We start from the raw sequence: 9666 nt of genomic DNA on the forward strand, positions 1-9666 counted from the left end.
CGATCCGACCCGGTTGCTGACCAACCTGGCCACTGCGCACACGATCGGCCTGCCCGTCGACCTGACGGGGGTCCTCGCCGCGACCGACACCGTCGACCTGCCCACCTACGCCTTCGACCACCAGGCGTACTGGCCAACGACGGCCGAGGCTCGGGGCGACGACGCCCCGACCGGCGTGGACTCCGCGTTCTGGGCTGCCGTCGAGCGGGAGGACCTCGGTGCGCTCGCGGAACTCACCGCGCAGAGCGCCACCGAGTCGCTCGAACGGCTGGGCGCCGCCCTGCCGGTGCTCGCCTCCTGGCGGCGCCAGCAGCGGGACCGCTCCAAGCTGGACGACCTGCGCTACCGGGGCGTGTGGCAGCCGTACCCGGGCACCCCCGTCAGCTTCCTCACCGGTGCCTGGTGGGTCGTCGTCGACGAGCGCCGCGCCGAGGAGGGCGCGGCCGCCGTGGCCGAGCTGGCCCGCCGAGGTGCCGACGCCCGGCTGGTGCCGCTGCCCGAGGAATTGACCGATCGGGCGGCCGTCGCCGCGCACCTGGCTCCCACCACCCGTACGGGCGACGACGAACGCGCGGGCGTCGACGGCGTGCTGTCCCTGCTCGCCCTCGCCGACGGCCCGGTCGACGACACCCAGCCGGTGCCGCCGTTCCTGGCCCGCACCCTCGCCCTGGTGCAGGCCCTCGGCGACCTCGACGTGGCCGCCCCGCTGTGGTGCGTCACCCGGGGCGCAGCCGGCACCACCCGGGACGCGACGCCGCACCGGCCGGAGCAGTCGCTGCTCTGGGGCCTCGGCCGGGTCGTCGCCCTCGAACACCCGGAGCGCTGGGGCGGCCTGGTCGACGTGCCGGCCACCCTCGACGACCACGGCTGGGACCTGCTCTGCGCCGCCCTCGCCGGCCTGGACGGCGAGGACCAGATCGCCGTGGACGGCACCACGATCCTCGTCCGCCGCCTGGTCCGCGCCCCCGGCGGCGCCGATACCGACGACGAGCCCGATCACCCGGGCACGACGCTGGTCACGGGCGGCACCGGGGCCCTCGGTGCGGAGGTGGCCCGCTGGCTGGCCGCCCGAGGTGCGGAGCACCTGCTGCTGGTCAGCCGCCGAGGGCCGGACGCCCCCGGCGCTGCCGACCTCGCCCGGGAGTTGACCGACGCCGGTGCCCGGGTGACCGTCGCCGCCTGCGACGTGGCCGACCGGGCGGCGCTGGCGAAGCTGCTCGCCGAGGTGCCCGGTGACGCGCCGCTGACCGCGGTGGTGCACGCCGCCGGGGTACTCGACGACGGGGTGCTCGACGGCCTCACCGCCGACCGGCTCGCCACCGTCCTGCGGCCCAAGGCGCTCGGCGCGCTGCACCTGCACGAGCTGACCGCCGACCTGCCGCTGCGCGCGTTCGTGCTCTTCTCCGCCCTGGTCGGCCAGCTCGGTGCGGCCGGGCAGGGCAGCTACGCGGCGGCCAACGCCTACCTCGACGCGCTCGCCGAGCAGCGGCACCGGCAGGGCCTGCCGGCGACCTCGGTCGCCTGGGGCCCGTGGGCGGCCGGCGGAATGGCCGCCGCCGGCCAGGCCGTGGAGGAGCGCCGCCGCCGCACCGGCGTCGCCCGCCTCGACACCGCGACCGCGCTCGCCGCCCTCGCCCGCTGCGTGGCGCGGCGGGAACCGGCGACGCTGGTGGCCGGCATCGACTGGGACCGGTACGTGCCGGGCTTCGTCGCCGTCCGGCCCAGCCCGCTGCTGACCGGCGTCCCCGAGGCGCGGCAGGCCGCCGCCGAGCGGGCCGACGACGCCGGCACGTCGGCGGAGTCCCTCGCTGCCCTGCTGGCCGGGCAGACCGACGCCGAGCGGCGCAAGACGCTCCTCAACCTGGTACGCGGCCAGGCTGCCGCCGTGCTCGGCCACCCCTCGGCGGACGCCGTCGAGCCGGGCCGGGCGTTCCGGGAACTGGGCTTCGACTCGCTCACCGCTGTCGAGCTGCGCAACCGGCTCTCGGCCGCGACCGGCGTGCGGCTGCCCGCCACGGTCGTCTTCGACTACCCGACCGCTGCCGGCCTCGCCGAGTACGTCCGCGCGGCGGTCGTCGACGGCGGGGTGGTCGGTGTCGCGCCGGTCTTCGGGGAACTGGACAGGTTGGAAGCGGCGCTGGCCGGCTCGGCGCCGGACCGCAGCGCCCGGATTCGGATCACCGAGCGGCTGCGAGGGCTGCTGGCCTCCCTCAACGAGGTCGACGCCCCGGGCAGCGGCGGAGAGGCCGTCGCCGAGAAGCTCCAGGACGCCACGCCGGACGAGGTCTTCGACTTCATCGACCGCGAGCTGGGGGTGTCCTGACGTGATCGCTGCCGCGTGCACGGGTCAACACAAGGATGGGGCGGTCCATGGCTGACGAGGCGAAGCTTCTCGACTACCTCAAGCGGGTCACCGCCGACCTGCACCAGGTGCGCCAGCGCCTGCGTGAGGTGGAGGCCGGCGAGCAGGAACCCGTCGCCATCGTCTCGATGAGCTGTCGCTTCCCGGGCGGGGTGCGCTCGCCTGAGGACCTGTGGGAGTTGGTGGCGTCCGGGCGGGACGTGATCACGGACTTCCCGGCCGACCGGGGCTGGGACCTCGACGCCCTGTACGACGCCGACCAGGAGGGGGGCGGGCCTGGCACCACGTACACGGCGCAGGGCGGCTTCGTCCACGACCTGCCCGACTTCGACCCGGGCTTCTTCGGGATCTCCCCCCGGGAGGCCCTGGCCATGGACCCGCAGCAGCGCTGGTTGCTGGAGACCTCGTGGGAGGCGCTGGAGCGGGCCGGCATCGACCCGCACTCGCTCAAGGGCAGCCGGACCGGCGTCTTCGCCGGCAGCACCGGCCAGGACTACGGCAGCGTGCTGATGGGCGCCGCGCAGGGCCTCGAGGGGCACCTGATGACCGGCAACGCCGGCAGCGTCGTCTCCGGGCGGATCGCCTACACCTTCGGCCTGGAGGGCCCGGCGGTCACCATCGACACCGCCTGCTCGTCCTCCCTGGTGGCCCTGCACCTCGCCGCCCAGGCGTTGCGCCAGCGCGAGTGCACCCTGGGCATCGTCGCCGGGGTCACCGCCATGTGCACCCCGGCCGCGTTCGTCGAGTTCTCCCGCCAGCGCGGCCTGGCCGCCGATGGCCGGTGCAAGGCGTTCGCCGCCGCCGCCGATGGCACCGGCTGGTCCGAGGGCGTCGGCGTCCTGCTGCTGGAACGGCTCTCCGACGCGCAGCGCAACGGCCACCCGATCCTGGCCGTGGTGCGGGGCAGCGCGGTCAACCAGGACGGGGCGTCCAACGGGCTGAGCGCCCCGAACGGGCCCTCCCAGCAGCGGGTCATCCAGCAGGCCCTCGCCAACGCCGGCCTCGCCGCCGGCGGCGTGGACGTGGTCGAGGCGCACGGCACCGGCACCCGGCTCGGCGACCCGATCGAGGCGCAGGCGCTGCTGAACACGTACGGGCAGGACCGGGGCGGGGCCGCGCCGCTGCTGCTCGGCTCGGTGAAGTCGAACATCGGCCACGCGCAGGCCGCCGCCGGGGTGGCCGGTGTGATCAAGTTGGTCATGGCGATGCGGCACGGCGTCGTGCCGCCCACCCTGCACGTGGACGCCCCGACCCCTGAGGTCGACTGGGACACGGGCGCCGTCGAGCTGGTCACCGAGGCCACGCCGTGGCCCGCCGTGGACCGCCCCCGCCGCTCGGCCGTGTCGTCGTTCGGCGTCTCCGGCACCAACGCGCACATCATCGTCGAACAGGCCCCGGCCCCCGAGCCCGTCCCGGCAGCCGCCGCGCCGCCGGTCGAGCGGCCGGTCGTGCCGGTGGCGGTGTCGGCCCGGGACGCCGCCGCGCTCGCCGCGCAGGCCGGCCGTTGGGCCGGGTGGCTGGACGCCGACGCCGACGCGTGCCCCCTCGACGTGGCCTTCTCGTCGGTGACCTCTCGGTCCGTCCTGGACAGCCGGGCGGTGGTGGTCGCCGGCGGGCGGGATGAGCTGTTGGCGGGGCTGCGGGCGCTGGCGGCGGGCTCGCCGTCGGGTGCGGTGGTCGCGGGGCGGGTGGTCGAGCGGGGTCCGCTGGCGGTGTTGTTCTCGGGTCAGGGCGCGCAACGCGCCGGCATGGGCCGGGAGTTGTACGAGGCGTTCCCGGTGTTCGCCTCGGCGCTCGACGAGGTGTGCGGGCACCTGGACCGGGCGTTGCCGCAGCCGTTGAAGCCGGTGCTGTTCGCCGACGCGGAGCTGCTGGACCAAACCCTGTTCACCCAGGCCGGGTTGTTCGCCGTCGAGGTGGCGTTGTTCCGCCTCGTCGAGTCGTTCGGGGTGGTGCCGGACTTCGTCGGCGGGCACTCGATCGGGGAGGTCACGGCCGCGCACGTGGCGGGGGTGCTGTCCCTGGAGCACGCGTGCGCCCTGGTGGCCGCCCGGGGCCGGCTGATGCAGGCGTTGCCGGCCGGCGGCGGGATGCTCGCCGTCAACGCCGCCGAGGAGGCCGTGGCCGAGTCGATCGCCGGGCTAGCCGACCGGGTCGGGATCGCCGCCGTCAACGGGCCCACCTCCGTGGTCGTCTCCGGTGCGGTCGACGCCCTCGACGAGGTCGAGCGAGGCTGGCGTGAGCGGGGAGCCCGGACCCGCCGGCTCACCGTCAGCCACGCCTTCCACAGCCCGCTGATGGAGCCGATGCTGGACGAGTTCCGCACGGTCCTGAGCGGGCTGACCTTCCAGGCGCCGCTGCTGCCGGTCGTGTCGAACCTGACCGGCGCGCTCGCCGACGCCGACGAGCTGCGGACCCCGGACTACTGGGTGCGGCACGTGCGCGAAGCCGTCCGGTACGCCGACGGGGTCGCCGCCCTGCGCGCCGCCGGGGTGACCGCGTTCCTGGAGATCGGGCCGCAGAGCGTCCTCACCGCGATGGCCGCCGACATCCTGCCCGGCGACGACGGCGCGCTCGCCGTCGCCGCACAGCGCAGGGACCGGCCCGAGGCCCAGGCGCTGCTCACAGCCCTGGCCGAGCTGCACGTCAACGGCGTGGCCGTGACCTGGGGGCCGTGGTTCGCCGGCACCGGCGCGCGCCGGGTCGACCTGCCCACGTACGCGTTCCAGCACCAGCGGTACTGGCCCGAGGCCGGCGCCGGGTGGACCGGTGACGTCACCGCGGTCGGCCTGCGCCCCGCCCAGCACCCCCTGCTCGGGGCCGCCGTCGGCGTCGCGCACGCCGAGGGCTTCCTGTTCACCGGGCGGCTGGCCCGGCGCACCCACCCGTGGATCTCCGACCACGTCGTCTTCGACACCGTCCTGCTGCCCGGCACCGGCTTCGTGGAGCTGGCGCTCCAGGCCGGCGCGCACGTCGGCGCGGACCACGTCCGGGAGCTGACCCTGGAGTCCCCGCTGATCCTGCCGGAGACCGGCGGCGTGGACATCCAGCTCTGGATCGGCCCGGCCGACGAGACCGGCTGCCGGTCGGTGTCGCTGCACTCCGGGCAGGACGGCGAGCCGGCCGAGGGCGCCGAGCGGGCCTGGACCCGCAACGCCAGCGGCGTCCTCGCCGGCGGGCCGGCGACCCCGAGCGGCCCGCCCGGCTGGTCGGATCTGACCGCCTGGCCGCCGCCGGGCGCGACCGAGGTCGGCACCGACGACCTGTACGCCGACCTCGCCGCCCAGGGCTACGACTACGGCCCGTCCTTCATCGCGCTGCGCTCCGCCTGGCGGCGCGGCGACGACCTCTTCGCCGAGCTGGCCCTGCCGGAGGCCCCGGCAGCCGAGGCCGGCGGGTACGGACTGCACCCGGCCCTGCTCGACGCGGCCCTGCACACCCTCGGCCTCGCCGCGCCCGCCGGTCAGCCGTCCGGTGCGACCATCCCGCCCGGGTACGGCCGGCTGCCGTTCTCCTGGAACGACGTGGCCCTGCACGCCGCGGGCGCGGCGGCGGCCCGGGTCCGCGTCTCGCACACCGGCACCGACAGCGTCTCCCTGCTGCTCGCCGACGTCACCGGCGCCCCACTCGTCTCCGTCGGCTCCCTGGTGCTGCGGCCTGTCTCCGCCGACCAGCTCCGGGCCGCCTCCGGTGCCGGCACCGAGTCGCTGTTCCGCGTCGAGTGGGCCCCGCTCGCGCTGGCCGCCGGCCCGTCCACCGTCGGCTGGGCGGTCGTCTCCGACGCCGGCGGCCTCGCCGACGCCGTCGCCGCCACCGGGACCGCCGTCGCGGCGTACCCCGACCTGACGGCCCTGGCCGCCGCGCTCGACGAAGGTGCGGACGTGCCCGGCGTGCTGGTCGTGCCGTTCCTCGACCCGCCCGCGTCGGCAGACGTGCCCCGGGCCGTCGCCGAGGTGACCCACCGGGCGCTCGCCGTCCTCCAGGGGTTCCTCGCCGACGACCGGTACGCGGCCTCCCGGCTGGTCATGCTTACCCGGGGCGCGGTCGCCACCGGCGCCGACGCCGACCTGACCGACCTGGCCGGTGCCGCCGTGATCGGCCTGGTCCGCTCCGCCCAGTCGGAGAACCCCGACCGGTTCGTGCTCGCCGACGTCGACGACGTGGCCGGCTGCGCCGCCGCCCTGGTCCCGGCCCTCGGCACTGACGAGCCGCAGGTCGTCGTCCGCTCCGGCGTCGCCGCCGGGGCCCGCCTCACCCGCGTGCCGGCCTCCGCCGAGCCCTCCGCCGCCCCCTTCGACGCCGACGGGACCGTCCTGATCACCGGCGCCACCGGCACCCTCGGCCAGCTCATGAGCCGGCACCTGGTGACCACGTACGGTGTCCGGCACCTGATCCTCACCAGCCGGCGCGGCCGGGCGGCCGGGGGCGTCGCCGAACTCTGCGCCGAACTGGAGGCGCTGGGCGCGACCGTCGCCGTCGCCGCCTGCGACGTCGCCGACCGGAACGCCGTCGCCGAACTGCTCGCCGGCATCCCCGCCGGGCACCCGCTCACCGCCGTCATCCACGCCGCCGGGGTACGCGACGACGGCGTCATCTCCTCCCTCACCCCCGAGCGGATGGACGGCGTGCTGCGGCCCAAGGTCGACGCCGCCTGGCACCTACACGAGCTGACCGCCGGCCTCAACCTGCGGGCGTTCGTCTCCTACTCGTCGCTCGCGGCCACCGCCGGCGGCCCTGGCCAGGGCAACTACGCCGCCGCCAACGCCTTCCTCGACGGCCTCGCCCACCACCGCAGGGCGCACGGCCTCGCCGCGCTCACCCTCGCCTGGGGCCTCTGGGCCGACCGCAGCGGCATGACCACCGAGCTGGACGACGTTCACCTCAGCCGGATCTCCCGCTCCGGCGTCGCCGCGATGGAGGCCGAGGAGGGCCTCGCGCTCTTCGATGCCGCGTGCCGCACCCCCGACGCCGCGCTCGTCCCCGCCCGCCTCGACCTCGCCGCGATGAAGGCGCAGTTCGCCGGCGGCAGCGTCCCGCCGCTGTACCGGGCGCTGATCCGTACCCCCGCCCGGGCCGCCGCCGCGGCCACCACCGGCGCGACCCTGACCGAGCAGCTCGCCGCGCTCGGCGACGCCGACCGGGTCGCCGCGCTCGTCGAGATCGTCCGGGGGCAGGCCGCCGCCGTGCTCGGCTACCCCGACCCGACCGCGATCGAGCCGCGCCGGGCGTTCAGCGAGTTCGGCTTCGACTCGCTCACCGCGGTCGAGATGCGTAACCGGCTCAACAACGCGTTCGGGATGCGGCTGCCCGCCACCCTCGTCTTCGACTACCCGACCCCGCACGACCTGGCGGCCCACCTCGGCACGGAGATCGCCGGCACCCCGGTGCCCGTGCGGCCCACGACCACCGCCGTGGCGATCGGCGACGACGAGCCCCTCGCCATCGTCGGCATGGCGTGCCGGCTGCCCGGCGGGGTGGCCTCGCCCGAGGACCTGTGGCGCCTCGTCGCCGATGGTGTCGACGCGATCACCGACCTGCCCACCGACCGGGGCTGGGACCTCGACGGGCTGTACAGCCCCGACCCGGACGCCAGCGGCACCTTCTACGCCCGGGGCGGCGGCTTCCTCGCCGGCGTCGACCGGTTCGACCCCGGCTTCTTCGGCATCAGCCCCCGCGAGGCCCTGGCCATGGACCCGCAGCAGCGGCTGCTGCTGGAGGCCACCTGGGAGACCTTCGAGTCGGCCGGGATCGACCCGGCCACCGCGCGGGGCAGCAGCACCGGCGTCTTCGTCGGCACCAGCGGACAGGACTACGCCTCGCTGCTCGCGTACGCGCCGGAGGGCACCGAGGGCTACGCGCTGACCGGGCTCACCAGCAGCGTGATCTCCGGCCGGGTGGCGTACACGTTCGGCCTGGAGGGGCCGGCGGTCTCCCTCGACACGGCCTGCTCGTCGTCCCTGGTCGCGCTGCACTGGGCCGGCCAGGCGCTGCGCCGGGGCGAGTGCGACATGGCCCTCGCGGGCGGCGTGATGGTGATGGCCACCCCGACGGCGTTCGTCGAGTTCTCCCGACAGCGCGGCCTCGCCGCCGACGGGCGGTGCAAGTCCTTCGCCGCGTCGGCGGACGGCACCGGCTGGTCCGAGGGCGTCGGCCTGCTGCTGGTGCAGCGGCTCTCCGACGCCCGCCGGCAGGGCCGCACGGTCCTCGCCGTCGTGCGGGGTAGCGCGGTGAACCAGGATGGCGCGTCGAATGGGCTGACCGCCCCGAACGGGCCGTCGCAGCAGCGGGTGATCCGGCAGGCTCTCGCCTCGGCGAAGCTCTCCACGGCCGACGTGGATGTGGTGGAGGCGCACGGCACCGGCACCACGCTCGGCGACCCGATCGAGGCGCAGGCGCTGCTCGCCACCTACGGCCAGGACCGGCCCGCCGACCGGCCGCTGCTGCTCGGCTCGATCAAGTCGAACATCGGGCACGCGCAGGCGGCGGCCGGCGTCGCCGGGGTGATCAAGATGGTGCAGGCGATGCGGCACGGGGTCGTGCCCGCGACGCTGCACGTCGACGAGCCGTCCCCGCACATCGACTGGTCCGCCGGCGCGGTCGACCTGGTCACCGAGGCCCGCCCCTGGCCGACACTGGACCGCCCCCGCCGGGCCGCCGTGTCCTCGTTCGGCATCTCCGGCACGAACGCGCACGTGATCATCGAGCAGGCCGACGAGCCGCCCGCGCCGACCGGTGCCGAGGCCACCCCGGGCCTGCTCACCTCCACCGACGCGACGGTGTGGCCGGTGTCGGCGCGGTCGAAGGCCGCTCTCGCCGGCCAGGCCGCCCGCCTCGCCGCGTACGTCCGCGAGCGGGGCGACGTGGACCCGGCGGCGGTCGGCTGGTCCCTGGCCACCACCCGCGCGCTGTCCGACCAGCGGGCTGCCGTGGTCGGCGCGGGCGTCGGGGAGTTGCTGGCGGGCCTGGACGCCCTGGCCACGGGTGCCCCGGCCGGCAATGTCGTGTCGGGTGTGGCCGCGTCGCATGGTCCCGGGCCGGTGTTCGTGTTCCCGGGTCAGGGTGCGCAGTCGGCGCGGATGGCTGCCGGCCTGGTTGGTCGCACCCCCGTCTTCGACGAGCGGCTTGCGGAGTGCGGGCGGGCGTTGGCTCCGTACCTGGATGTGGATTTGGTGTCGGTGTTGACCGGCGCGGACGAGTCGTGGTTGGACCGGGTGGAGGTGGTGCAGCCGGTGTTGTGGGCCGTGGGTATTGCTCTGGCGGCGGTGTGGGAGCACGCGGGGGTGGTCCCGCAGGCGGTGATCGGT

At 76.1% G+C, this 9666-nt stretch carries 2 protein-coding genes; both read left to right on the top strand.

The window, feature by feature from the left end:
• Window positions 1-2323: SDR family NAD(P)-dependent oxidoreductase (locus SNR22_RS28970; RefSeq protein ID WP_320069863.1), on the top strand; the 2323-nt coding region annotated here is incomplete at its 5' end.
• A 47-nt stretch (window positions 2324-2370) separates the two neighbouring features.
• The coding region (locus SNR22_RS28975; RefSeq protein WP_320069864.1) for a type I polyketide synthase at window positions 2371-9666 on the top strand (7296 nt) is incomplete at its 3' end.

Origin of the sequence: Micromonospora sp. RTGN7 (assembly GCF_033804645.1) — a bacterium.
GTDB lineage: Bacteria > Actinomycetota > Actinomycetes > Mycobacteriales > Micromonosporaceae > Micromonospora.